Annotated in this window: 21 protein-coding genes; 9 read left to right on the forward strand and 12 right to left on the reverse strand. The window is 59.6% G+C overall.

All coding sequences use genetic code 11. From position 1 onward, the window contains the following. The first annotated feature begins 45 nt into the window (after positions 1–45). Positions 46–1,839, forward strand: a complete 1,794-nt coding sequence (gene der, locus OHL21_RS23690) for a ribosome biogenesis GTPase Der (RefSeq protein WP_263419772.1) — start codon at positions 46–48, stop codon at positions 1,837–1,839. Between the two features lie 83 nt (positions 1,840–1,922). Here the strand turns inward: der and OHL21_RS23695 are convergent, their stop codons facing one another. The 6 genes from OHL21_RS23695 to OHL21_RS23720 all read right to left on the reverse strand — a co-directional run bounded on the left by OHL21_RS23695 (position 1,923) and on the right by OHL21_RS23720 (position 7,413). Next, positions 1,923–3,017, reverse strand: a complete 1,095-nt coding sequence (locus tag OHL21_RS23695; RefSeq protein ID WP_263419773.1) for a DUF7544 domain-containing protein — start codon at positions 3,015–3,017, stop codon at positions 1,923–1,925. Positions 3,018–3,032: 15 nt separating this feature from the next. Further along, complete coding sequence (locus tag OHL21_RS23700) at positions 3,033–4,106, reverse strand: DUF7544 domain-containing protein (protein WP_263419774.1); 1,074 nt, start codon at positions 4,104–4,106, stop codon at positions 3,033–3,035. A 48-nt stretch (positions 4,107–4,154) separates the two neighbouring features. Continuing rightward, entirely contained in the window at positions 4,155–5,495 is a 1,341-nt protein-coding gene (gene trmFO / locus OHL21_RS23705; RefSeq protein ID WP_263419775.1) for a methylenetetrahydrofolate--tRNA-(uracil(54)-C(5))-methyltransferase (FADH(2)-oxidizing) TrmFO, read from the reverse strand. Further along, positions 5,492–5,974, reverse strand: coding sequence for a GNAT family N-acetyltransferase (locus OHL21_RS23710; protein WP_263419776.1), 483 nt, complete (start codon positions 5,972–5,974; stop codon positions 5,492–5,494). Before OHL21_RS23710 ends, trmFO begins: the two co-directional genes overlap by 4 nt. Before the next feature lie 17 nt (positions 5,975–5,991). Continuing rightward, positions 5,992–6,600: a GIY-YIG nuclease family protein gene (locus OHL21_RS23715; RefSeq protein ID WP_263419777.1), complete on the reverse strand. Its 609-nt coding sequence runs from the start codon at positions 6,598–6,600 to the stop codon at positions 5,992–5,994. Positions 6,601–6,747: 147 nt separating this feature from the next. Beyond that, complete coding sequence (locus OHL21_RS23720; protein ID WP_263419778.1) at positions 6,748–7,413, reverse strand: hypothetical protein; 666 nt, start codon at positions 7,411–7,413, stop codon at positions 6,748–6,750. Between the two features lie 50 nt (positions 7,414–7,463). Between OHL21_RS23720 and OHL21_RS23725 the strand changes: the two genes are divergently transcribed. The 5 genes from OHL21_RS23725 to OHL21_RS23745 are packed head-to-tail and all read left to right on the forward strand — an operon-like array spanning position 7,464 to position 12,173. Beyond that, on the forward strand, positions 7,464–8,735 hold the full coding sequence (locus OHL21_RS23725) for a 3-deoxy-D-manno-octulosonic acid transferase (RefSeq protein WP_263419779.1): 1,272 nt from the start codon (positions 7,464–7,466) through the stop codon (positions 8,733–8,735). Continuing rightward, positions 8,735–9,685, forward strand: a complete 951-nt coding sequence (gene lpxK, locus OHL21_RS23730) for a tetraacyldisaccharide 4'-kinase (protein ID WP_263419780.1) — start codon at positions 8,735–8,737, stop codon at positions 9,683–9,685. Before OHL21_RS23725 ends, lpxK begins: the two co-directional genes overlap by 1 nt. A 22-nt stretch (positions 9,686–9,707) precedes the next feature. Then, positions 9,708–10,784, forward strand: a complete 1,077-nt coding sequence (locus OHL21_RS23735) for a glycosyltransferase family 9 protein (protein ID WP_263419781.1) — start codon at positions 9,708–9,710, stop codon at positions 10,782–10,784. Further along, positions 10,781–11,344, forward strand: a complete 564-nt coding sequence (locus OHL21_RS23740; protein WP_263419782.1) for a methyltransferase family protein — start codon at positions 10,781–10,783, stop codon at positions 11,342–11,344. Before OHL21_RS23735 ends, OHL21_RS23740 begins: the two co-directional genes overlap by 4 nt. Before the next feature lie 31 nt (positions 11,345–11,375). Then, on the forward strand, positions 11,376–12,173 hold the full coding sequence (locus OHL21_RS23745; RefSeq protein WP_263419783.1) for a DUF3108 domain-containing protein: 798 nt from the start codon (positions 11,376–11,378) through the stop codon (positions 12,171–12,173). A gap of 8 nt (positions 12,174–12,181) precedes the next feature. On the opposite strand, the gene OHL21_RS23750 is transcribed toward OHL21_RS23745, so the two are convergent. The 4 genes from OHL21_RS23750 to OHL21_RS23765 form a co-directional block, all read right to left on the reverse strand. Continuing rightward, a complete protein-coding gene (locus OHL21_RS23750; protein WP_263419784.1) occupies positions 12,182–13,735 on the reverse strand; it encodes a beta-lactamase family protein in 1,554 nt (517 codons plus the stop codon). A gap of 223 nt (positions 13,736–13,958) precedes the next feature. Beyond that, entirely contained in the window at positions 13,959–14,750 is a 792-nt protein-coding gene (locus OHL21_RS23755; protein ID WP_263419785.1) for an SDR family NAD(P)-dependent oxidoreductase, read from the reverse strand. 446 nt (positions 14,751–15,196) lie between these two features. Then, positions 15,197–15,604: a VOC family protein gene (locus OHL21_RS23760; protein WP_263419786.1), complete on the reverse strand. Its 408-nt coding sequence runs from the start codon at positions 15,602–15,604 to the stop codon at positions 15,197–15,199. Then, positions 15,604–16,347, reverse strand: a complete 744-nt coding sequence (locus OHL21_RS23765) for a DUF899 domain-containing protein (protein ID WP_263419787.1) — start codon at positions 16,345–16,347, stop codon at positions 15,604–15,606. Before OHL21_RS23765 ends, OHL21_RS23760 begins: the two co-directional genes overlap by 1 nt. A gap of 56 nt (positions 16,348–16,403) precedes the next feature. Between OHL21_RS23765 and OHL21_RS23770 the strand changes: the two genes are divergently transcribed. Together OHL21_RS23770 and OHL21_RS23775 are read left to right on the forward strand one after the other, a co-directional pair. Continuing rightward, positions 16,404–16,853, forward strand: a complete 450-nt coding sequence (locus OHL21_RS23770; protein WP_263419788.1) for a MarR family winged helix-turn-helix transcriptional regulator — start codon at positions 16,404–16,406, stop codon at positions 16,851–16,853. A gap of 169 nt (positions 16,854–17,022) precedes the next feature. Continuing rightward, the gene (locus OHL21_RS23775; RefSeq protein WP_263419789.1) at positions 17,023–17,925 is read left to right on the forward strand and encodes a tetratricopeptide repeat protein; all 903 of its coding nucleotides are present in this window, start codon (positions 17,023–17,025) and stop codon (positions 17,923–17,925) included. 3 nt (positions 17,926–17,928) lie between these two features. Here OHL21_RS23775 and OHL21_RS23780 read toward each other — a convergent pair whose 3' ends face one another. Next, positions 17,929–18,093 carry a DUF5522 domain-containing protein gene (locus OHL21_RS23780; protein WP_263419790.1) on the reverse strand — a complete coding sequence of 55 codons (165 nt, stop codon included), beginning with the start codon at positions 18,091–18,093 and terminating at the stop codon, positions 17,929–17,931. A 215-nt stretch (positions 18,094–18,308) separates the two neighbouring features. Continuing rightward, entirely contained in the window at positions 18,309–22,694 is a 4,386-nt protein-coding gene (locus tag OHL21_RS23785; protein ID WP_263419791.1) for a DEAD/DEAH box helicase, read from the reverse strand. A gap of 225 nt (positions 22,695–22,919) precedes the next feature. Between OHL21_RS23785 and OHL21_RS23790 the strand changes: the two genes are divergently transcribed. After that, positions 22,920–23,513, forward strand: a complete 594-nt coding sequence (locus OHL21_RS23790) for a KdsC family phosphatase (protein ID WP_263419792.1) — start codon at positions 22,920–22,922, stop codon at positions 23,511–23,513. Positions 23,514–23,595: the final 82 nt, after the last annotated feature.

Genomic DNA, 23,595 nt, shown 5'->3' on the forward strand with positions numbered 1-23,595 from the left:
TCTCGTGCAGACTGCACGATGGCGCAGCCAATATCAGTTTCTATAATGAAATCTGAGAGAAAGCAGGCGAGAGTGGCCGGGAAGATTCAGAAGAGACTAGGAAAGAAGCACCGGCAGGCATCGACGCGGCCTAAAAAGGGTAAAAGCCCACGTGCGGCGAATACCGGAGCCGGACGGGTATCCGAGGCGTCGCCGAAGGGACGCAAGAAGATTGCAACCAAGAAGCGCGCTGCGATCGAGAAGGCGCGCACACCACGGCGCTCGCCGGAGTTTGAGCGCAAGGAAACCATCATCCCAGATGTTCCTCTCCCGAAGCGCGAGCGCTACGTCGCTCCGCCGGAGAAGATACGCATTGGCGATCGCCCGGCGACGCAGGTCGAGTTGGGCGGTTCGCTCATCGAAGAGGCGCAGCACCCAGCCTCCGAACCATTGATCGCGATCTGTGGCCGCCCCAACGTGGGCAAATCGACGCTCTTCAACCGGCTGACTGGAACCCGGCGCTCGATCGTCGGCGACGAGCCCGGCATCACCCGCGATCGTATCTACGGTGAGGTGGAGTGGCAGGGTCGCAAAGTCCGCCTGGTGGATACCGGCGGTGTTATTCCCGATGACGAAGCTCTGATTCCGAGCGAGATCTTCCGGCAGGCGCAGGTCGCCCTTAATGAAGCCGAGGCCATCGTGATGGTGGTGGATGGGCGCAGCGAGATTACCGCTCCCGATGTAGAGATGGCGCGTCTGCTGGTGCGCAGCGGCAAGCCGATCTTCCTGGCTGTAAACAAAATGGAGAGCACGGCTGTCGCGATGGAGGCGGATAACTTCCGCACTCTTGGCTTCAAGGAAGTCTTCGCCATCAGCGCCGAGCATGGCACCGGCGTGGGCGATCTGCTGGATGCGGTCTATGACGTTCTGCCTGCCTCCGAAGCGGCAACAGAAGCGGAAGAGGAAGCAGCGGACGACGAAATCACAAATGAGGATGAGCCGAAGCTGCATCGCACGCATGGCGAGTTCGATCTGCATGAGACGAAGATCGCCATCATCGGCCGGCCGAACGTCGGCAAGTCCACGCTGCTGAACGCGCTGACTGGGACCAAGCGGGCCATCGTGTCTCCCATCGCCGGAACGACACGCGATGCCGTCGACGAGGTTGTGACGCGCGGCGGGCATGACTTCCGGTTTGTGGACACCGCCGGTATTCGCCGCAAGGGCAAAACCACCGCTATGGCCGAGAAGCTCTCGGTCATCATGGCTCGCAAGCATCTGGAAGCCAGCGATGTGGCGCTGCTTGTCATCGACGCCACCGAAGGTGTCACTGCGCTGGATGCAAACATCGGTGGATATGCGCACGAAAGCGGACGCAGCGTCGTGATCGTGGTGAACAAGTGGGACGCGGTCACCTCGAATCGCGAAGATAAGACCCAGCCAGGAGCCAACCAGAAAGTCTATACCGAGCAAGTGCGCGAGCATCTGAAGTACCTGGACTATGCTCCGCTGGTCTTTATCTCGGCGCAGAAATCGATGAATGTGCCGGCGGTCTTCCGCGAGGTGGCACGAGTCGCCAAAGAACGCCGCAAGCGTGTGACCACCGGTGAGATGAACCGCTTCCTGAAGCGTGTGGACTTCCAGCGCGCCTCGGTGCCGATGTCCAGGCGGGTGAAGATTTACTTCATGACGCAGGCTGCAGTGGCGCCTCCAACGTTCGTTCTGTTCACGGACAAGGATGTGAAGCTGCACTTCAGCTTTGAGCGGTTCCTGGAGAATCAGATCCGTGAGAGCTTCGGGTTTGTGGGAACGCCGATATGGTTTAAAACCAAGGGGCGAAATAAAAAAGTAGAAGAGTAATTGAATAAAGGAATGATTGAATCATTCGATCGTTGCGGACGAAGGCAATGATTCTCAGACGTTCTAGTAAGCGATGGTGAATTCTAACTTGTGGGCTCATCTGCGATCGCAGGTGGCTCCGGATCCAGCGGAGGCGCCGGCTGCAGATTCCACCAGCTTTGTCCTGGCGGTTCGAGAAGGTCGCCGAGTCGTGGGTAGCGGCCGCCGAGATAGTAGGCCGCGTAGCACCGCAGGAAGAGGGTTACCGTACCGATGGTGAAGAGCTGCACGTAGAGCGCGATCGTAAAGAAACACAGCACGAAGATCGCGACGCCGATACCCACTCCCGCTGTGCCGAGAGAATGACCGGTCGCGGTTATGTGAGGGAGCGCAAGGCCGCCAATGATGGCCGGTATGATGACCAGGAAGTAGAAGAACAGCATCACGATCGAACTTACGGTGTAGTGCGCGATGAATCCGACGATCGCCAGGACAATCTTCAGAGCGGCGTAACCGCAGATGCTCCCCGGCTCCTGCCGGAACAGGTCCTGGAAGCGTCGCAACGCGTTGCCCGGCGTGACCTCTTCGAGCACGAGCGAAGGCAAGACGAAATCTGTCAACAGGCCACCGGCGACAATGACGAGCGACACGCCGGCGAAGAAACAAACATATACCAGCAGGAAAGACGCGACGACCGGAAGCGGATTCTGTTGCCCGGCCTGAAGAGCAGGCGCTGATCTGAGAATCCAGAAAAGAAAGAAGAGAAAGGGCAGACATGCCAAAACAGCAAGTGGCGTGGTGATGGCAAGCTTCAGCTTTGCCCAACGCCAGCGCAGTGGATGATATTTCCGCCAGGCAGGAGCAACGAATTGGGCGCGCTCTACCGCGATGTCGAACGAGATCAGTTGCATGCGGGAGGTCAGGGTAAAGATCCAGAACGAGAAAGCATCGAAGGCAAGCGCGCCGAGGATTCCGAGAAAAGCATGACCTGGCCTGATGGGGCCATACACATTCGGTCTCCAGAAGATGAAACAGATGAGGCCGAGAGTGCAGAAGGGGATGTACGCGGTTCCGATGACAGCAACATAGGTCGACGCAGCGAGCTTCCAACTCCGGCCAAAGTGAAAAGGCTGAAAGAGTATCTCGCGGGTTCGATTGAAGGCGGGGCCGATGGCTTCAGATGGGGTAAGTCGTTTCATGCTCTGGTTGTTGCTCTATAGTTCTCCCGCTACGCTTCCGGGAGCAGTAGGCGGAGGATCAAAGGGGACGGAAGGTTGCAGGTTCCACCAGCTTTGTCCGACGGGTTCCAAGATCTCCCCCAGAAGAGGATAGCGACCACCGAGAAAGTACAGCGCATATGCCTGGAAGAAGGTGCAGATGAATCCGGCAACCAGCACCATGACAAAGAGTACCCAGACAACCAGCACGAACAAACCCACAAACAGGCCGAGCCCCAGTAGCGCACTCGCCATCGGCGACTTGTGCACGAGCAGATAGAAGATGGCCCCGACGAGCCCCATGGGTACCAGACCGAGAAATGCCGCCACAAAATAAACGATGTAGCCGCCGATGGCGAAGACAATGAACAGCGCCACCCGGAGCAGCATATAAAGCACGACCTGGCCGGGTTCGTCCCTCACCACCGCCATGCCACGCTCCAGCGCCGTAGCGAGCGATGCATTCTCAAGCGCGATGAACGGCATGACGAAGTCGCGTAGCAGCCAGTAAATGGCAAAGACGCACAGACTGACGAAGCTGATCACCAGAAAGAACTGGAGGAATGCGGGGAAGAATCCAGGTGGAAGCTGGCCGGGAACCGTAGACCGCATCCGCGCGGCGATACCGCGGGTGTAGCGCAGGGTCGCAATGACAACAAGCACGTAAAACAGAAGGCTGGGCAGAAGCTTCAGCCCCATCCAGCGCCAGACCGGCGCGCCATGTTTCCGCCAGAGCGGCAGAATCTCTGTTTGTCTGGTAGCGACCACATCCACCATGACCAACTGCATGCGCGAACCGACGAGAAAGAGAATGGTCGTAACGATAAAGACTGCGAAGATCAAGATGCCGGAGACCGCGGCCATGGCCAGGGCGGATTTGGCCGAGGCTGGGTGCGATGCGCCGGAACGCAGGCCGGCGAAGTTTGGCAGCGAGAGCAGGCTGCCCGCCTCTGCCAGAACAGCACAGAGGGCCAGCTTGAAGTAAAGACTGAATCTGCGTCGTTCGAAGAGGATCTGCTTAGTGCGCTCCCATGCGGGACCGATGCACTCGGACGCGGAGAGGGTATTCATAAAGTGCGGCGGCCCCTTTTGCCTGTTGGGGCTGAGAGTATCGCAGCCCTACGCCGGGAGCAATGACTTTTCCGCCGCGAGCCACTCGGCCCATGCATTAAGGGCACGTTCGCACTGAATACGGTGACGTTCTTTCTTGTCGCGGACCTTCTTCCGGAGCTCTTCTTCGAGCGGCGGCAAAAGGTCAAACGTAATATTGGCCGGCTGGAAGCTTTGCGCCTCAGAGTGCGTGATGTAGTGCACTAAGGAGCCGTGCGCAGTTGGGCGTGGCGGTGTAGCCGGCTGCTCTCCCTTAGCGAGCATGGCGGCGAAGCGGCCGGCAAGAAGACCGCCGGCGATGGATTCCGTGTAGCCTTCCACCCCCGAGAGCTGCCCGGCGATGAGGATCGATGGGTGTGCCTTCAACTGCAGTGTTTCGTTCAGCACGGCGGGCGAGTTGATGTAGGTATTGCGGTGGATCTGGCCGTAGCGCAGGAACTTTGCGTTTTCGAGGCCGGGGATCATACGCAACACCTTCGCCTGATCGCCGTACTTCATGTGGTTCTGGAAGCCGACGAGGTTATAGCTGTCGGCACGCAGGTTCTCCTGCCGTAACTGCACGCAGGCATACGGCCAGCGGCCGGTTTTGGGATTGGTGAGCCCTGCCGGCTTCATGGGACCGAAGCGAAGCGTGTCGCGGCCACGGCGGGCGAGCTCATCGATCGGGAGACAGGCTTCGAAGTACTGCGGCTTCTCCCAATCTTTGCTTGCGACTTTCTCTGCGGCGAGCAGCGCGTCGAGAAAGGCTTCGTACTCCTCTTTGGTGAAGGGGCAGTTGATATAGTCCGCAGTTCCCTTGTCCCAGCGCGCCGCGAAGTAGACCTTCTCCATGTCGATGGTTGAAGCATCAACGATAGGCGCGATGGAGTCGTAGAAGGCGAGCTGGTCGCTGCCAGTAAGCCGCTGCAGCTCGCCGGCGAGGGCGGGTGAGGTCAGCGGACCGGTCGCAAGCACGGTGATGTGGTCTGCACCTTCGGCAAGAGTCGTCACCTCTTCGCGGACGACAGTGATGCGCGGATATGCGGCGATGGCGTCGGCGACACGGCGGGAGAACTCCACGCGATCGACGGCGAGGGCATGCCCGGCGGGAACGGCGGTGGCATCGGCCTCCCGCAACAGGAACGAACCGGCGCGGCGCATCTCTTGTTTTAGGAGCCAGGGAGCGGTGTTCTCACTTTCGCTCTTCAGCGAGTTGGAGCAGACGAGCTCGGCGAAGTCGCTGGTCTGATGCGCCTCAGTCGAGCGGCGCGGCCGCATCTCAAAGAGCGTGACCTCACAGCCCAGGGATGCAGCCTGCAATGCGGCTTCCGGCCCGGCAAGACCACCGCCAATCACGTGAACCTTTTTCATACAGAAAACTTCTTTGCCAGCGCGGGCAGGTCGTCGCCATCGACGCGCATGATACGCCAGGGATGGAGCATCTTCGCTCCGATGGATTCATAGAATTTGATGGCAGGCTCGTTCCAATCGAGCACATGCCACTGGAAGCGATCGCCACGTTCAGCTGCGATGGCGGCAACACTGGAGATAAGCGCTTTGCCGATCCCGAGACGGCGGAACTGGGGCCGCACGAAGAGATCCTCGAGATGGATGCCGGCGTTGCCGCGCCACGTCGAATAAAACGGAAAATACAGCGCCATACCGGCGGGCCTTCCCTCCCACTCGGCGATCAGGCACTGAAAAACGGGACGGTCGCCAAAACCGTCACGAAGCAGGTCTTCGGCGGTCGCAATAGCGGCGTGGGGTTCGCGTTCGTACTCGGCGAGCTCGCGGATGAACGCGAGCATCTCCGGGACATCGGCGGGTGTGGCTTCACGGATCGTTAACATACAGCGCAGTAACCAGTTTACGGCTTCTGGGCGCTGGACACAGGCGGCACATACTTCGCCAGCGGGATTTCAAAGGCATACAGCTCGCGATTGCCCTTTTTATCGAAAACCATGACCTGCTTCACATACATCTGGCCGGTGCTAAAGGGCTGCTTGATCCTCTGCAGATCGTAGATCAGATACCCGGAGACGGTGCTGTGCGGCGCTACCAATGTGGAGCGAAACCCGAACTGTTCGAAGTCGAGAGCAAGGTTCGACTCGATCGCCCGGGGATTTCGGCGGTAGGCCGTAATGCGGCGGTAGACCTCCATCTCCGTCGCAGCCGGAATGCGGTCGTTATTGCTGGAGATGAAGTGCATTCGCACCTCATCCAGCGTCAGCGTATGGTCGGAATCGTTCGTGATGATGATGCGGATCGGGAAGAAATCCCATTCCTGGTAATGCTCGCGAAAGAACGGGCAACGCTGTACCACGTCGCACGGCTCCGCCGCGATGGCAACCTTCTCGTCGGCTTGAATGTCGACAGCAGCATATGCCCTGGCTTCGTGGGCTGGTGGTGCGATGCGGTCAGCGGCAAAGGCAATGGAAGTGATTCCCAGAAAACTCAGCAGAAAAAACCGGAACATTGCCTTTAGGCTATGTCGTTTGGCGCCCTGGAGCAATTTCCCTGTAGGGGTAGAGTAGGGCTTCCGCATCTATGAGCGTTTTCCGCAATGAAAACGCCGCTGCACTCTTCTTCCGGGATACCCAGTAACAGGGAAAATGCTCTAAGACTATGGTTTCTCTGACTTTAGGGAGCGGTAGCTCTTCTTGAGCGCGATCTGGAAGGCGAAGAGCTCCTGATTTTCCGTCTCCTGCGGGGCACGGGTCTTTACCTGGCGAATGTAGAGCTCGCTGCCGTCGATGGGATCCTTCACGCCACGGATGTCGTAGAAGAGATAGCCGGAGACAGTCGTGTGTGGCTTGACGACGGTGGTGGGAAAGCCAAAGTCGTTGAAATCCTGTGTGATCTTCTTATCGACCGGATGATGGACGGTCATGGGAGGAAGCGGCCCCGGCAAAGGGATCTTGGTGCCCTTGGCGCTCTTGTAGGTGAAAAGACGGCGATTGACCTCTTCTTCGATGGCCGCTGGGATCTTGTCGTTATCGCTGGTCATCATCTGCATGCGCGCATCGTCAAGCGAGACCAGGTTGTCAGAGTTGTTGGTCACGATCACGCGGATAGGCAGGAGGTCGTTCTCGACATACTTGATGCGAAAAAACGGGCACTTCTGGTCAGTGTCGCAGACGTCGGCGGCGATAGCCACCTTCTCTGCATCGTGCACATCCTTGGCCGGATAGCTGGTGGCAGGATCGGCTGCGGGCGGTTTCTTGTCCGCGGCAACGGCAGGCAGGGCATATAGAAGAGCAACGGCTAACAGTCGGCGGTGGCGCATCATGGGTTCCCAAACCTTTATCATCTTCGCTGTTAGACGAACAAGACCGGCGAATGATGACCCTCTACAGACTGGCTTATGTGGCGGCGTTGCTGCTGAGCGCTCCCTACTGGCTGGCGCGCATGGCAATGCAGCGGAAGTATGCCTTGAGCCTGCGACAAAGATTAGGCGCGGTACCGGAACGCGTGCGAGAGACCGCAAAACGCGGCAACATCATCTGGCTGCACGCGGTAAGCGTTGGAGAGACACTGGCGGCGACGCGGCTGGTCGAGGAACTGGAACGTGCCCTGCCGGGGTACACGGTAGCGATCTCCACGACGACGGCCACCGGGCAGGCACTGGCGAGACAGCGGTTCGGCGAAGAACGGGTCTTCTACTTTCCGCTTGATCTTCGCTTTTCGGTGCACCGTTATCTTGAGGCTCTTCGCCCCAGGTTGATGGTGCTGATGGAGAGTGAGTTGTGGCCATGCCATCTGGAGGAGTGCCGCCGCGCGGGTGTACCGGTGGTAGTGGCCAATACGCGCGTGTCTGACCGGTCGTTCCAGCGGACACAGCCGGTCCGGCGGCTATGGCAATGGATGACCGGTAGCATTGCACTGCTGTTGGCGCAGAGCGATGAGGATGCGCGGCGCTTGCGCGCTCTGGGTGCGCGTCCGGAACAGGTAGATACAACGGGCAACCTGAAGTATGACATCCGAGCAGGCGCGGAGATGCCGATCACCACTCTGCTGCGTAGCCATCTCCCGCAGGGCTTGCCCTTGCTGGTGGCAGGCAGCACGCTCGCGGGTGAAGAGGAGAAGCTCATCGCGTGCTGGAAACAGGTGCAGGGTGCTGCGATGGTCCTGGCGGTGCGGCATCCCGAACGATTTGATGGGGTAGCGGCGCTGCTGGATCAGAGCGGGCTGAAATGGATGCGGCTTAGCGCATGGAGAAAGGCGCCGCAACCGATTGCTCCAGGGATGGTGCTGTTGCTGGATTCGATTGGGGAGCTGGCCTCCGTCTACTCGCTGGCGCGGGTAGCCTTTGTAGGAGGAAGTCTGTTTGGCGCCGGGGGACACAATCCGCTGGAGCCGGCGCAGTGGAGTGTGCCTGTGGTCCAGGGAATGTCGTATGAGAACTTCCGCGGCCCAGTGGATGCTCTGCGAGCCGCAGACGCCATCGCACTGGTAACGGTGGACCGCCTGTGTGACGGGATTAGCGAACTATTGTTCGATGCAACACATGCCGCAGCCATGGGAAGACGGGCAAGAGATGTCTTTGAGGCACAAGCAGGGGCAACCGCGCGCACGGTATCAGCAATTGTCCGTATGATGGAACGCCTGTAATGAGACAGCTGCTTAAACCACTCGTACCTCTGTATGCCGCCGGGCTGGCCTGGAAAAACTCACGCTTTGACCGGAAACTCAGTCAGGTGCGTAAGCTGAGCCGGCCGGTGATCTCCGTAGGCAGCCTGTCCGCCGGCGGAGCCGGCAAGACACCGGTAGTACTCGCGCTATTGGAGCTGTTGCAACAGTATGGAGTGATAACGGACGTACTTTCGCGTGGGTATGGACGAAAGCTGACCCAGGCGATACCCGTCGATCCGAAGGGCGCCGCAGCAGAGTTCGGCGATGAAACCTTGATGATGGCTCGCAGAGGCTGGGAGGTCTTTGTAGCCCCGCAGCGCTACGATGCCGGGCTGCTGGCCGAAGTGAAGAGCAGTGCCGCGTTGCACCTTCTGGATGATGGCATGCAGCATCGCCAGTTGCATCGTGACCTGGAGATTGCCCTGCTGACGCGAGAGGACGTCAATGATCTGCTGCTCCCGGCCGGGAACCTGCGGGAGCCGCTGGAGAATTTGCGGCGGGCGCAGGTCGTGGTGCTGCGCGAAGAGGAAGCCAAGCAGCTTTCGCTGGCGGTACACCACTATGCTCCGATGGCAAGGCGGTGGATTATCCGGCGTTCGCTTCGCATCGAGGGACCACAGCCTGAACGCGCCATGGCCTTCTGCGGCATCGCGCGGCCCAGCGACTTTTTCACGGCGCTGAAGCGTGGCGGCATCCCTCTGGTATCGCAGCAAACGTTCCCTGACCATCATGCCTATACCGACGCGGAGATTGCATCCATCGGCGAACGCGCGCAGCAGATGCTCTGCGATGCGATGATCACGACCGAGAAAGATGCTGTAAAGCTGCCCACATCGATGCCGGGAATGCGGGTTGCATATCTGGATGCCGTGTTTACCGATCCGGCCACCGTATGGGCCGATCTGCAACAGATGCTCCCGTTGCAGTGACCGCTTCTGCGACAATCGAAGTTTGACCTCTGATCTTCATCGCAAGCCTGACCCGGCGCCCCGCATTCTGGTGGTGCGCACCGGAGCTATGGGAGACATCCTGCATGGCATGCCGGCGATAGCGGCGTTGCGGCAGGCCTTTCCTCAAGCCGAGATTGGATGGGTGGTGGAGCCGCACTGGGCCCCGCTACTTGAGACTTCGGCTACAGCAAAGCCGCGTTCAGCGGAGCGGCCTTTAGTTGATCGCGTGCACTTTGCCGAGACACGAGCGTGGAGCAAGCATCCGGTTTCGAGCACGACGTTACGGAGCATCCTGCGCCTGCGGCGGGAATTGCGGGCTCAACGGTATGAGATTGCGATCGATCTGCAGGGCTCAATCCGTTCGGCAATCATCGCGAAGCTGAGTGGAGCGAAGCAGATTGTAGGTCCGGCGAAGCCGCGTGAGAAGCAGGCTACCTGGATGTATGGGACGAGGATCTTGACGCAAGCGGAGCATGTGATTGAGCAGGCCTGCGAGATTGCCAGTGCTCTCGGTGTGTGGTTGCTGCCTGCGCAGGTGTCGCTTCCTGTGGATGCAGAGGTGGAGCGATGGGCTGAGGCTCAGATCGATGTACAGACAAAGGGCCACGGGGTTCTGCTGGCTCCCTCAGCCGGATGGGGAGCGAAGCAGTGGCCGGCGGAACGATATGGAGAGCTGGCATCGCGGCTTGGCCGGAACGGATACTCTGTCCTGGTGAATGCGGTTGATGAACACGACCCGCTTGCAGCGATTGTGGTACGCACCAGCGAAGGCGCAGCAACGCCTGTGGTTGCGAGCATTGCACAGTTGATTGCGCTGACGCGGCGCATGAGGCTGGTAATCGCGGGCGATACGGGACCGCTCCATCTGGCGGCGGCGCTGCAGACGCCTGTGTTGGGAATCTTTGGGCCGACAGACCCTGTGCGCAATGGTCCGTATGGCACGCGCAGCCGCGTGCTTCGCGATGCCGGCAGCGTACGGGATCATCGGCGGCACGCCGCGCCGGAGGCTGGACTGTTACGTATTTCGGTCGACCAGGTGGAGACGGCCGCACTTGAACTTCTGGAGAACAATGCATGAGTGCTCAACGCACACGATGGCAGAAGATCGCCCGCCGCATCCGCGTGCCGCTGGGATTTGTCTGCGCGGCGATCTTTCTATATGTGGCGAGGCCCAGCGTGATTACATTGCTGGCAAGTATTCCGGTAGTAGGCTGTGGGCTTTGGCTGCGTGGATATGCCGCGGGATACGTGAAGAAAAATGCTGAGCTGACGCAGACAGGGCCTTATGCACACACGAGGAATCCGCTGTACCTGGGATCAATTCTGATTGCAGTGGGATTCGCCGTGGCGGCGCGGAGCTGGCCTATGGCCGTGGTACTGGTGGCGATGTTTCTGGCGATTTATCTGCCGACAATCCGGTCGGAAGAAGAGTATCTGCGCACACACTTTTCTGACTTCGATGCCTATGCAAAGCGCGTTCCGCGACTGTTGCCACGGTTGACGCCTGCGCGCACGACGGCGACAAAGGGGAGCTTCTCGCGGGAGCTGTATCTGCGTCATCGCGAGTACAATGCACTTATGGGTGCGTCGGCGATTTATGCGGCCCTGGTAGCGCGGCTGCTGTTTTGGCCACGCTGATCTTCCTGAGAGAATGGGCTGCAGTTTGCATTTGACCAGACGATTGACCAGACGATTTTTCGCCGTCGCCGCTACTCTCGCGCTCTCCGTCGCCGGCAGCACACAACAGCCATCGCCCGCCGCCGCTCCCGCAATGGCCGCGCCACAGCCCGGTTATACCTTCGCCAGTCCGCAGACTCTTACATTTACCGTTGACTGGCGTGTCTTTACCGCGGGCCAGGCGGTGTTTCGCCTGGAGAATGTCAACGGGCAGATGAAGGTCACGGCAACGGCAGACACACTGGGGGCGGTGAACATGCTCTACCCCGTGTCGGATAAGTACCAGTCGAGCTTCGATGAGCGCACGGGATGCTCCGCGAGCTTCTCCAAGCAGATTCAGGAAGGCCGCCGCAAGGTCAACACCGACCTGACCTTCAACTACGCGGCCGGCAAACAGATGCTCTTCGAGCGCAATCTGATCAAGGGCAATACCAAGCAACAGGACGCTCCGATACCGGCGTGTGTTACTGATTCCCTTTCGGCGATCTTCTATGCGGCGTCACAGCCGATCGTGGTGGGACAGAACATTACGCTGCTGCTGGCTGACTCCATGCGCGTGGTGCCGGTAACGATGAAGGCCGAAGCGAAGGAAGAGATCAAGACGCCGGCGGGAACGTTTCAAACGATCCGCGTGCAGCCGACGGCGGATGCGGGTATTGTGAAGAACCGCGGCAATATCTGGATCTGGTACACGGACGATGCGCGCCATCTGCCGGTACAGATACGCGCGCATCTGCCGCTGGTCTTCGGGACCATAACCTTCCATCTGCAGTCTGTCGAATCGAAGTAAGCAGAGCGTTACGGCTGAAGCTTCTTCAACTGTGCGCGGGCATTGTCGTTGCCTGGATTCAGCTTGAGTGATTGTTGATAGTTGCTGATCGCGAGGTCTTTCTTACCTGCTTTCAGATAGGCCTCTCCGAGACTGTCAAAGGTGTTGGCATCTGCCGGATACAGCTCCGTGTTGCGCCGGAATACCTTGATGGCGTCATCCAATCTTTTCTCAGCCAGCAGATGGTAGCCGAAGCTGTTGAGAGCTGCGGAACTTTTGCTTTCGACGGGATCGGCGGTACGAGCACGTTCATAGGTGGCAAGGGCTGTTTCCATACCCAGCCGTGCTTCGATAAGAGGCAGCGTCTCCTGCAGGGGAACTTGCTTTGCCGTGTACTGCCAGTTCCGCACGCGGGCTATGGTTTCAACGATGTGCGGATAGATGAGATGGAAGGAGTCAGAGTTCCCCATCAGCGCTATTCCCCAGCCACTGTCGGCATCCATGAAAAGGTAGGATTCGAAACCATCATTGCCGCCGGTGTGGCGGAACTGCCCGGGATGACCGCGGTAGCCAACGCCAAAACCCAGCCCTACACCTCCAGTCGGATCCCCCGGCGCGTCGAGGCATTGTGGCGTTAACATCTCCTTCGTCATCGCCTGGGAAAGGATGTGATTCGCCTTGCCTTGGCGCGAAAGCGAAAGCTCGATACCGAATCGTGCGAGGTCGGTCGGTGTGGTCCAGAGGCCGTCGGGCGCTAACTCCGGATAGATATGCCACTTACCCGGTACGGCATTGCCGTCGGAGCGTGTGGCTATGGCGGCGCGCGCCGCAAGCTCAGGAGGAAGCTGCTGCTCAAAGGTGCTGCTCTTCATGCCGGCAGGGAGAAGGACATGCCGTAGGATGAAGTCTTCAAATCGCTCGCCGGATGCGTCCTTAATGAGGAGACCCTCCACGGTGACGCCGCCGCCCGAGTAAATGCATTCTGTTCCCGGCGTCACAGTGACGCGGATGGGAGGATTGTTCGCGGGTGAGAGACCATCGAGTGTCTGCTGCATGGTTGGAACCGGAGTTCCCTGCTCATATCCCGCGAAGCCATGCACGTTCATGCCGGCGTTGTGACTCATGAGGCGCCGCAGGGTGACCTTCTCTTTTTCGGTGAACTGGTTCTCCGGCACCTTCCAGGTCTTCAGAGCGAGGTTGACGTCCTCATCCAGCTTGAGCCTGCCGTGCTCGACGAGCCAGAGGCCTCCTGCGGCGGTGACAGGTTTGCTGATGGATGCGGCCTGGAAGAGTGTGTCGGTCGTCACAGGCGAATTACTGCCAGGAGCTACAACGCCGAAGCCCTTTGCCCATTTGAGTTTGTTGTCTTCGACCACCGCGACGCTGAGACCCGGATCTTTATAGACCCGCATCAGGTCACCGAGGGTAAAGGTCAGTGCAGGCTTACCATCCGCCATGGGGACGGAGAGCACGACCGTGTCAAGCGTCAACAGGTCTGGAGCAGCAGAGGCCGGCGACTGAGCAGAGCTATCCTGCGGTGGAGTTAGGAGCGCGACAGCAAGCAAGGCGACCAGGCATTTCACGGGATATCTCCTCCCATGCAAGATATCCGAAGACCTTCGTAGATATCAACGAAAAGATTCGTACAATCTCTGTATAAGCCGTGAAACGCTTCTAGCGAAACTCGAAGAGGGTGGGAGAAGCGGGCTTCAGCCAGTTTCAGCTTTGCTCTACCGCAGGCAGCTCGGCATACCGGAGGGGTGGAAGGCCAGAGCTACCTGCGAGCTACTGCTTCGTGGGCAGAACTTATGCAGTGATGTTGTAACGTGCAGCCGGGTATTGTTTTGAGAGATTGGGAGCGAGAGCCTTACGAGCGTTGTCAGCCTTCTCCCAGTCGGCGACATCCGGCAGCGACGGGATGGTGACAAGCTCACCGAGCTCCAGGCCCTTGAGAGCGGCGTCGACGAGGTTCTCCGGTGTCATGACCATCTCGGCGGGAAGATTGTGGACCGGGTACTTCAGCCTGTCCCAGAAGGGCGTGTCGATGGCTCCTGGAAGCACAGCCTGAAGACGGATGCCCTTGTCCTTGAGCTCATTGGAGAGGGATTGTGTGAGAGCGAGCACGAAGGCCTTGGTGCCGCCGTAGACGCCATTGAGCAGATCGGGAGCAACGGCGACGATGGAGGCGATATTGATCAGGGTTCCGCTCTTGCGTCCCACGAAGCCGGGAAGAGCGGCCTGCGTCAGGCGGGTGAGCGCGGTCACGTTCAGGGTGATCATGTGCTCCATCTCGTCGGCGGGCGAGTCGAGCAGCTTGCTTGCGGCGCCCAGTCCGGCGTTGTTCACGAGAACGGTGATCTGCGGGTTGGTACGGAGAATCTCTTCCACGCGGGCGAGATCGCTCTTGTTTGCAAGGTCGGCGGCAATGGTCTCGACACTGCGGCCGGTCTCGTTGGTAACGCGCTCGGCATGCTGCTGTAGTTTGGCAGCGTCACGGGCGACAAGGATGAGGTCGTAGCCCTGTTTGGCGAGGCGGTCGGCGTAGACGGCTCCGATGCCTGTGGATGCTCCGGTGATGAGTGCTGTTCCCTTGCTCATGGGTGTTTCTCCTATCGCGATCGTTTCGATCTAAAGCAATAGAGTAGACCGGTCGGTCTAGCGATTCAGAAAATTACCCTACATTGTTTTTCTTTGGCTTGTCATTTCGTAGTGGACCAACGGGAGCGGAGCAATCTGCTTCTCTCCCCACCATCAATCGCCAAAAAGGCCTTAAGCGCTGAAAGGCTCCGGGCTTTTCTTCCTCCCGATAGGAAGGCCCAAGGCTCAAGTCCGTCTCTTACAGAGCTCGTATGCCATAGGCTGAAGTCCACGGCTCCCACCCATCAGCTTCGCTCGATACACCCATATAAGCTGCGTGGATGTGGGCAGCAAGTGGCAACGACATTGCTTGGTTCGCGCGGAGCGCGAATGCCCAGGGTCCCTGAGGAATACCACAACGAAGCAGGTTCGTCGCGACCCCGGGAACCTGGGGCACCGCTTTGGTGTTACTGCATGGGCTTTTCGCGGATCAGCATCCAGAGCACCTTGAATTTGTCGCGCACGATCCCGAACTCGTAGGCGAAGAAGGTCTCGTTGCGCGGCATCAGGATTTCGCCGCCATCGGCGAGCGCTTTCCAGGATTTGTCGAAAACCTCGGCCTCGGGCATGGAGAGTGTGAGGTACGAGCTGCGGATGGGCTCGTAGTTCGGCGTGTCGCTGCCCATGATCTGCGTGTCGGCGATGGAGAGGTTCGCGTACAGGATCTGGTCACCGGCCCCAGGGGGGACGTTGCTCTGATCAGGCGACTGGTTGAAGGTCATCGACATAATGATCTTTGCGCCGAGGTGCTGCTCGTAGTACTCGAAGGCTTGGCGACAGTTGCCGCCGAAGTTGAGATACGCATTCAGTTTCATCAGAGTTGCTCTCCATGGCAGCATGCGGCTGCCTTCGGTTTGGTTTCGTATTCGTCATGCCGCTTGAGAAAGCTCATCGTCCTGCTCTCATTGCGGCCAAGTGGAGCCCGGTCAAAGATCATCAGCGTGCCGATCCAGTCTTCGATACCGCGCGCGTAGCTGGAGAAGGTGTGATACACCGTTCCATCGGCATCGCGGAAGAAGGCGCTCATTCCGGGCAGCTCAGTCTCGCCGCTGTCGCGGCCCGGATGCTTTTCGTAGTTGTAGGTAATACCCTCGGCGATTTGCTGCTGTGTGAACGAGACATGGAAGTCAAAGTTGAAATCGCTGCCGAAAGACGACACCCAGGGGAACTTCCACTCCATTCGCTGCTTGTAGGCCTGGATCTCAGGCAGCGAAGCGCGGGAGACAGCGGTGAAGGTGACGTCGTGGTGGTTGAGGTGTGGCAGGGCGCCGTCGACGTGGTCGACCAGGAAGGAGCAGCCACGGCAACCTGCCTCCCAGCCTGGGCCGAGCATGAAGTGATAGACGATGAGCTGGCTGCGTCCATCGAATAGGCTGGCGAGCGTCCGCGGCCCCTGTTCCGTATCAAAGACGTACTCTTTTTCGACCCTGACCCAGGGCAGCGCCAGACGCTCGCGGTTGATGGCGTCGCGAAGATGAGTGAGCTCTTTTTCGCGCTGGAGGAAGGCTTTTCGGGCTTGGAGCCAGGCTTCGGGGGAGACGACGGCATGATCCGGCATGAGAGGAAGACTCTCCTTCTTGACTTCGATATGTTGATATCAACATAATGTGGGCAGTGTCAACTTCGGCCCCATGCACGGTTCCTTTCGAAACGACGATTCACGTACGAGATACCTGTCTGTGCCTGCACGTTCAGCGGGCAGCGCGAGCCCTGGCGCGGCGCTTTGATGCAGTGCTGAAACCATCCGGTCTGACCAACGGACAGTTCTCGTTGCTGATGTCGTTGAATCGTCCGCAGCCGGCGCCAATGGCTTCGGTTGCGAATCTGCTGGCGATGGATCGGACGACATTGACGGCGGCGTTGAAGCCGCTGGAACGTCGGGGGTTACTGCGCAATGAGGCGAACCCGAGTGACCGGAGGTCACGCTTGCTGAGCCTGACGGAGAAGGGGCATGCGGCACTGCAGGCTGCGCTTCCCTTATGGACGCAGGCGCATGAAGAACTGGACAAAGCAGTCGGATCGGCGGCGGATTTGCGGAGCGGACTAATGGCGCTTTCGCGGTGAATGAAACCGGTATTTGACCGGCTGCCGAAAGCAGTCAAGACTCGGGAAAAATCCTTTGTTTTCCAAAGCGGTACTGGAACCTGCGACAGTTTGTAACTTTTTGACTGCTTGATTGACGGGCCTGTACCTGCGCGCAATAATCGCAGGCACCATATTGGGAGGTGCGCCCATGCGCGTACACTCTGTTTCGTTTCTGATGATGCTGTGCCTCACCGCCCCATGCGCGGTAACGGCCCAGCTTGCTTCTAACCCAGACGGTCGGGTGGCCACCGATGTACGGATGCACGAGACGGAAGAGTGGCACCAAATCTCCCTGCATCTGCCCGACCCGAAGCTCGCTCCCCATGAAAAGCTGGAGGTTGCCGGCGATATTCTGCGCGCGCGCCGGTATCCCCTCGACGCCATGGACTACTATCGCTATGCGCTGGAACGCGGCGGCGACAAGGCGAGACTGACCAACAAGATCGGCCTGATCCAGTTGGAGATGAACGACAACCGTTCCGCACGCCAGAGCTTTGTACTGTCAACGAAGATCAACAAGAAGTATGCCGAGGCCTGGAATAACCTGGGCACGGTGGATTACCTGGAACAGCACTTCGGCAACTCGATCGGCGAGTATAAGAAGGCGATCAAGCTGGACAAGAAGTCCGCTGTCTTCCATGCCAACCTGGCTGCGTCGTACTTCAGCCAGAAGGATATGGAGTCGGCACAGAAGGAGTTCCAGATCGCGCTGACGCTGGATCCGCAGATGTACGAACACCGCGCTTCCGGCGGCATTGCAACTCATGTGATCTCAGCCAACGATCGTGCCCGCTTCTGTTTTGAGCTGGCGCGTGTCTACGCCCGTAGCGGCGAAACCCAGACGATGTACCGTTACCTGGCGAAGGCAGCAGAAGGCGGTATGGATGTGAGTAACGCCGTCAAAGACGATGCTGTGTTCCGCAAGTATCTGAAGGATCCGCAACTGGCGCTGTTGATTCGCGACACACGCGCCTTCCTGATGGCGATCGAGAGCCCGGCCTCGGTTCCGACTCCGGCATCCGCGATTCCACCACAGCCGCCGGCCCACTAGGCCCTAGTCTTCGTAATCAATCTCGCGATACGGGCAGTGCCTGCAGCCGTTGTTACAACAGTAGCCACGGCGCAGCAGGTACTGTGCCGTGAAGACGAGATACTCGCCCTCGTAATAGAAGTCGCCGGGCTTCAGTTCCTCTGGCAGAGATGGTTGTGGCGTATCCATTGCGCGGGCGATTATAGCGAGTTGAGGAAGGCGATGGACACTCCGTCGCCTTCGACAGTTAACGATCAAGATGCTCGAGAATCGGGGCAAGGAGATAGGGACGGAGAATATCCCACCCATCGCCTATCGGGGTCCCCGGCGAACTTGTTCGCTGGGGTGATTTGCGATGGATGCGGCAGCCAGTGCATTGGCTGTTTCGCCTTTATTGATACGTCCTAAAAGAGGCCGACGGGCGGAGCAGTAAGCTGCACAGGAGGTTCCGTGATTGGTGCTGGGGTTTCCTCCTGCTTTTCAGACAGGCCGTTGCGATAGCGGACGACATTACGTGGCATGGCTGCGACGCGTTCGCCGGGGAGAACGACGCCGACGAGGTTCATGGGATCGGCGGCAGCGACAACCACTTCGCGATCGTCAGTAGGGCGGTTCTTCATCTGCCGCAGCGAGTCAACGGCTTCAGGAAGAGCGAACTGTTCGCCGCCAACGCCGATGACGAAGCGGCCGCCGCGGATCTCTCCTCGGGCCTCCATGCGGCGCAGCATGCCTACGAGATCGCGCCACTTCGGGGCGTTGGATTCGCGAGCGAGGAGCTCGCGAAAGACGACGCCATAGCGCGCCAGCAGCATGCGCGCGGCCGATTCGTGAGCCGCATCGACGCGGCGGGCGCGTTCGATGGCGGTTTCGGGAATTGCGGAGGAGTCTTCCACCAGCAGGCTCCAACGGCCGGCATGCGAGCGCACGCCACGACGTCCGGGTTCCATGACGGCAGGCTTCTTCTTCGGATCCATCATCACGCGGAGCTGGTCCCATCCATCGGCCGAGGCAAGGCCGGCGGTCGCCAGTTCCCACATGGCCATCTGCGTCTGCTGTTTACTCAGCAGAAGAATGCGCTGAATATCAGCCGCGAAGCAGGCGCCACGCTCGCGCAGAAGATTGCGCACGCGGTTGGCCTCTTCGCTGAGAGCAACGGCGAGCTTGGGCTCATCCACCTGCTTTTGTTCCAGTGCCCATCCCAGCCAGTCGGCGGTCTCTCGCAGATAGAAGGTGATGGGCGCCATGTTGGTGGGAATAACACGCCGGGGCGCTGTGCCATCGGCCCAGGCGGGATGCGGCGAGACACGGCCCCAGCCGACGACACCGGAGAGGCAGAGATGATCGAGCCAGCGGGGATCGTAGTTGGCGACACGCGCGGGAAGGAGCGTGCGTTCCCATTCGATGGCTGGAGCTTCAAAGCCTTCGAGCTGTTCGAGTGCGGTGAGCACACCTTCTTCGCCGGTGAGTTTGGTTCCGGTGAGGTGCTGCCATTCGAGAAGCCAGCGCATGTAGACGGCCTGGCTGACGGGTTCGACAGCGCGGCGCAGAGAGCCGACGGTGTTGCGATGGATGCGCTGCAGAAGGCGGCGCTCGCACCATTCAATGTCGACGTCATTCGGTACGGAGCGGCCGTTCTCGAAGACGCCGCGGAGAATGACGCCCTGCGATTCCATTAGCACCATCTGTGCGAAGACGGCCTTAGCATCGAGACCGAAGGTTTCGGCGATGCTGCGTGCTGTTGCCGGACCGAGGATCTGCATCCAGCCCTGGAGGAGAAGCTTCAGCGCATCGGCGGCTTCCGCAGGCTGTGTGGAGGACCAGAGCGCCTCGACCATCGGCAGACGTTCGACGGCGATCCAGCACTCGTGATCGGCGAGACGAAGCTGCTTGACGCGGCCCTGGATGGCGAGTGTGTCGAAGAAGCCGGGCCAGTGACGCACATCCCATGCGGTCATGGCATCGACAGGAAGAGCGATGAGACCAAAGAGAAGATCGTGCAGCTCATGCGGGTCGCGAATGTCTGGCCAGCACTCCTTGCGGACCTCGACGATGGCTGCGGGATCAAGCTTGCCTTCTTCGGCGAGCACCGCATCGGGAATACCGCGGCGCAGTGAGACGGCGCGGGCGCGGCGCTCTTCCAAACCAGCTTCATCGAGGAAGGCGTAGGGCATGGCGTTGATGAGCTCGTGCGCAAATTGCGAGGGTACGGGCGTATCGACTGCAAGGCACTGAATGCTTCCGTTGGCGATCCCCTCTAAGACCTGTAGGAGGCCATCGAGGTCCATGGCCTCGTGCAGCACATCCTGCATGACTTCATCGACGAGAGGATGATCGGGGATCTGAATATCGCCTTCGATGTTTTCGAAGCACGCGGCGGCCTGCGGGAAGACGCTGGCGAGCAGGTCCTCCGAGCGAGTGCGCTGAATCTGCGGGGCGACCCGCTTCCCTTTCACAAACCGCAACAGTTGCAACGAGCGGCTTGCGGCCCAGCGCCAGCGCGCTTTGAAGATGGGGGAAGCGAGGGCTGCCTGTTCGAGAAGCTCCTTTGCGGTCTCGACGGTGAGGAAGTGAAAGACGTCAGCGAGCGGGAAGCTGTGCTGCTCGGCAAGGCAGATGTTGATGCCATTGTCGGTGGCGGCTGCCTGCAGCTCGAAGTTAAAGCCGCGGCAGAAACGTTTGCGTAGAGCGAGGCCCCAGGCCTTGTTGATGCGTCCGCCGAAAGGAGCGTGCAGGACGAGTTGCATACCGCCGCCCTCATCGAAGAAGCGTTCGGCGATGATGGTCTGCCGTGTGGGAACAGCGCCGAGGACGGCTTTGCCTTCCACGACGTAGCGTACGAGCTGTGCGGCTCCGCCGGGGCAGAGACCACACTCCTGCTGCAGCCACTCTGCGGCGGCCATGGCTTGTGGATGCGAAGCTGCGGTGAGGCCGGGAAGAACATCGGGTACAAGTTCGGCGATCTCCTGGCGAAGTCTGCCGACACCTTCGCTGAGGAGATCGGTACGTTGCGGAGCCTCGCCTTCCCAGAACGGCAATGTCGGCGGAGCGCCTTGTGCATCTTCGACAAGGACGCGGCCTTCCGCTTCGACACGCTGGATACGCCAGCTTGTGTTGCCGAGCAGCACGACATCGCCGGGGCCGGAGTCGACGGCGAAGTGTTCATCGAGCGTGGCGATCTGCACGTTCTCCGGCTGCAGCATGACGGCGTACTGTGCGACGTCGGGAATCGCTCCGCCGTTGCCGATCGCAGTCATGCGGGCGCCGCGGCGGGGGTGTAGCTCTCCGCGGACACCGTCGCGCATGAGGTAAGCGCCGTAGCGCCCGCGTGAGGACTCGATGCCCTGGTGCAGCAATGCGATCAGTTCGTCGAAGGTGGCGCGTTCGAGATCGCGATAGGGCCAGGCGCGTTTGAAGACAGCAAAGAGATCGTCTTCACGCCAGGGCTCTGCGCCGACGGCGGCGACGATCTGCTGCATGAGTACATCTTTGGGCGCAGGCGGAATCTCCAGCCTGTCGAGATCGCCGGAGCGCATGGCGCGGATGAGCGCAGCCTGCTCCATCATGTCATCGCGGGTGGTGGCGAAGAACCGGCCTTTTGGGATGGCTCCGCGCCAGTGGCCGGCGCGGCCGACGCGCTGCATGGCAACGGCAACGGCGCGTGTGGTGGCAATCTGGCAGACGAGATCGACATCGCCGATGTCGATACCGAGCTCGAGCGATGCGGTGGCGATCAAAATCTTGATCTCGCCGTTTTTCAGCTTCTGTTCGGCGTCGAGCCGCAGAGCACGCGACAGTGAGCCGTGATGCGCGGCAACGTTCTCCGCTCCGAGACGCTCGGCGAGATTGAAGGCAAGACGCTCGACGAGACGGCGCGTGTTGACGAAGACCAGTGTGGAGCGATGCGTCTCGGTCAGAGCGACGAGCTTGTCGTACATCTCATCCCACATGCGGTTCGAAGTCACGGAGCCGAGTTCTTCGCTGGGAACCTCGATGGCCAGATCGAGATAACGCCGCTGGCCAACCTGAACAATGGTGACTGGCCGCTCGCCTGCGCCGACGAGGAAGTTGCCAACCAACTGAATGGGATTTTGTGTAGCGCTGAGGCCAATACGCTGCGGAGTTGTGCTGAGACCGGTCAACATGCCTCCGGCGGCGAGACGGTTCTCTCCGCGCACCAAAGCGTCGAGGCGTTCGAGCGTGAGTGTGAGATGCGATCCGCGCTTGTCGTCGGCAACAGCATGAATTTCGTCGACGATGACGGTACGCACGCGGCGCAAATTTTCACGCGCCTTGAGCGCAGTGAGCATCATGTAGAGGCTCTCGGGCGTGGTGACCAGGATGTGCGGCGGCCGCTTGAGCATGGCGGCGCGATCCTTTGCCGGTGTATCGCCGGTGCGAACGCCGGTACGGATCTCGGGGCAGAGATAGCCGCGTTCAAGAGCGAGAGCCTGGATCTCGCGCAACGGACCGTCGAGGTTCTTCTGCACGTCGTTGGAGAGCGCCTTCAATGGTGAGACATAAACGACGTGAGTCGATGCATCGAGACGGCCTTCGATGGCCTGCCGCAGCAGAGCGTCGATGCAGACCAGAAAGGCCGCGAGGGTTTTACCGGAGCCGGTGGGTGCAGAGATGAGAACTGGCTCGCCGCGAACGATCGCAGGCCAGCCGGCGATCTGCGGCTCAGTGGGTGAGCCGAACTTGCGCAGGAACCACTCGCGTACGACGGGATGCGCCCATTCCATGGCCGGATCGGCAAAGGTCTCCTCGGGCAGCAGGGTCGCGGTGGCCATGCATCATTCTATCGTCTCCTTCGCAATTCCTTCGCCTGTGATTTCCACCAGCTATCCCCTTCAGGGGCTTGGTTTCCGGGTTTTCATGGCACTAGAGCATTTTCCTGCAGGTGTAGTGCAGGGCTTGTACATCTATGGGCGTTTTCCGCAATGAAAACGCCACTGCACGCTTCTCTCGGGATGCCCAACAACAGGAAAAATGCTCTACTGATACCCTCAGTTCTGATGACTGCCACAGAACGCGCCTCCCGTATCAAGCTTCTTGTCTTCGACGTCGACGGTGTCCTGACGGATGGAACTCTCTGGTTTATCCCTATCGGCAAAGATGCCAACGGCCAGCCAGTCGCGGTCGAAACCAAAGGATTCTCCGCCCATGACGGCCTGGGCATTGCCATTGGGCGCACCGCCGGGCTGAAGGTAGCGATCGTGACCAAGCGCCAGTCGGATACGGTCGCCGTCCGCATGCGCGATTTGAAGATCGACTATGTCTACCAGGGCCAGCACTTCAAGATGCGAGCGGTACAGGAGATCTGTGCGAAGGAAGGCATCACGCTGGATGAAGTGGCGTACGTCGGTGATGATGTCATCGATCTGCCGGTGATGAATCATGTCGGCCTGGCGATTGCGGTTGCCAATGCACGTCCCCAGGTGAAGCAGATGGCACATTGGACGACAGCGAATCTGCCCGGCTATGGCGCGGGACGCGATGCGATTGAGTTCATCCTTGAGGCCCAGGGCAAACTTGCTTCAGCAATGGCGTCCTACCTGGATGAGGCCAATGAAGGAAAAGTTGCGGATATCGGCCAGGGCGGAATGTGAAGCGAGTTGAAAATTAAAAGTCGAAATGAAGACGTACTGCAGGGTCAGGCGAAGATTTTGCCTGACCTTTGTTGTAAGGCGT

It is taken from the genome of Terriglobus albidus (genome assembly GCF_025685425.1).
GTDB classification, from domain to species: Bacteria; Acidobacteriota; Terriglobia; order Terriglobales; family Acidobacteriaceae; genus Terriglobus; species Terriglobus albidus.